Below are 1,983 nucleotides of genomic sequence, written 5' to 3'. Positions count from 1 at the left end.
GGGATGGGCTGGATCGCCGGGATGACCCCGGTCCAAGCATTCCTGGGCGCCGCCGCGTGCACCCCGGCCCTGATCGCGATGTCGCGCAACCAGTGGTCCACCGCGTTCAGCTGGGGCGTGTTCGCCGCCGTGCTGGTCGTGCTGATCGTCGTCCCCGTCCACGGCCGCCCCGCGTTCCGCTGGCTGGCCGACCTGATCATGTTCCAGACAGGAGTGCTGATGCGCTGGTCACCCTGGCAATCACGCGCCGCGGCCGGGCTGGCCGGTGACCGCAGCGAGCCCGACCTGCCCGGCGTGCTGTCGCGCCTGGAGTTCCCCGACGGCCCGGAGTTCCACGGCTCGCGGATCTGCCTGATCCACGACACCGACCAGGGACGTTGGGGTGCCACCGCTCGCCTGACCCACTCCGGTGTCGGGATGCTGTCTGACGACGAGTGCGCCGAGCTCGCCCGCCGCCTCGGCTCGATGCTCGTCGGACTCGGGCACCGCGAGGTCGTCGACCGCATCTCGCTGCTCGTGCGCACCGTTCCCGACGACGGCACCGAGTACGCGGTCTGGCGCGAGCGCCACCAGCGCCCCGACGCCCCCACCCTGGCCCGGCAGGTGACCACCGAGATCGACCGCGACGTCGCCTCGGTCAGCGTGCGGACCGAGCTGTTCGTGACCGTGTCGGGCACCGAGGACGCGCTGCGCCGCCCGGCCAAGGCCGCCGGCGGCGGTGTCGCGGGCCGCGCGTACGCGCTCTACCGCGTCCTGGAAGCCGTCGCCGACGGTCTGCGCGGGCTCGGGGTGCAGTCGGTGACCTGGCTGACCTCCACCGGGGTCGCCGAGGCCATCAAGACCGGCTTCAACCCCGCCACCGCCGCCTCCCTGCAGTACCAGCACCTCATGCGGCCCGACCCGGACGGCTCGGTGGGGCTACCGATCTCCCAAGCCGGCCCCGCCCTCGCTCCCGCTCCGGCCGCCCGGGCCTACCACCACGACGGGTTCTCCTCGGTCTCCTACGCGGTGCAGCCCCCGGAATCCGGGACGATCTTCGGGTCGCTCGGCCCGCTGCTCGCGGTCCGCACCGCAGGAGAGCGCCGCACCCTGCAGATCCACTACGAGATCCTGTCCCAGGCCGCCGCCGCCCGGGAGGTGCGCTCCCAGCGGTTCCGCAACAACGTCCTGGTCGACGCCAAGGCCCAGCGCGGGTTCAACACCACTGCCGTCGACACCCGCCGCCAGACCGGCGCCCGTGAGCAGGAGGCCGCCGTCGCCGCCGGGCACGCCCTGGTCCGCTTCACCGTGGCCTCCTCGCTCACGGTGCCCGCCGAGTGGAACCTCGAGGACCACGCCGCCCGTCTGGAGAACGACTCCTCGGGCCGGTTCCGGCTGCTGCGTCTGGAGCTGGCCCAGGACTCCGCGTTCGTCGCCGCGGCCCTCCCGGTCGGGATCGGGCTGCCCCGTCTGACCAGGGCGTTCGACTCATGAGCATCTTCGGTAAGCGCCGCCACGTACAGCCGCGCACCACCAGCGAGCTGCTGAGCCAGTTCACCGACCTCGACGGCATCCCCGTCTCCGCACCCGCCGACCCCATCGGCCCGGACGAGGAGCGCGTCGACGGCCGGCGAGGTGGCCGGCGTCGGGTCAACCAGGCCGCCGCCCCGCGCCAGGGCCACCGTGAACCGGGCCGCGGATGGGCCGCGGTCGACGCGGCCCGCCGGGCCCCGGTCTACCGGGCCACCACCGCCGAGGTCGGCGGACTGTTCCCGCTGCTGGCCTCCAACGGCGTCCCGGCCATCGGCGCCCGGCTGGGCTACGACACCCAGTCCGGGGGCGCCTTCTACGTCCACCCCACCTAGTGGGTGCTGCGCCAGATGGTCACCAACCCGCACCTGGTGGTGTTCGGCGAACCGGGCCGCGGCAAGTCCTCCACCGTCGTCGCTTTGATGCTGCGGATGATGCTCTTCGGCGTCCGCTCGCTGATCTCCGGTGACGTGA

2 protein-coding genes are annotated in these 1,983 nt (G+C 73.2%); both read left to right on the top strand.

The features are described from left to right. Nucleotides 1-1,473: SCO6880 family protein (locus tag WHI96_RS27565; RefSeq protein ID WP_349302511.1), on the top strand; the 1,473-nt coding region annotated here is incomplete at its 5' end. Further along, entirely contained in the window at nt 1,470-1,844 is a 375-nt protein-coding gene (locus tag WHI96_RS27560) for a hypothetical protein (protein ID WP_349302510.1), read from the top strand. The genes WHI96_RS27565 and WHI96_RS27560, both read left to right, overlap by 4 nt. The last annotated feature ends 139 nt before the right edge of the window (nt 1,845-1,983 follow it).

This window comes from Pseudonocardia tropica (assembly GCF_040105315.1).
Classification (GTDB): domain Bacteria; phylum Actinomycetota; class Actinomycetes; order Mycobacteriales; family Pseudonocardiaceae; genus Pseudonocardia; species Pseudonocardia alni.
The sequence above is the reverse complement of the archived record's forward strand: the minus strand, read 5'-3'. Positions and strand labels throughout refer to the sequence as shown.

Excerpts from the sequence above, each read along its gene's own strand:
- WHI96_RS27560 (WP_349302510.1), top strand. The coding sequence starts at position 1,470 with ATGAGCATCTTCGGTAAGCGCCGCCACGTACAGCCGCGCACCACCAGC.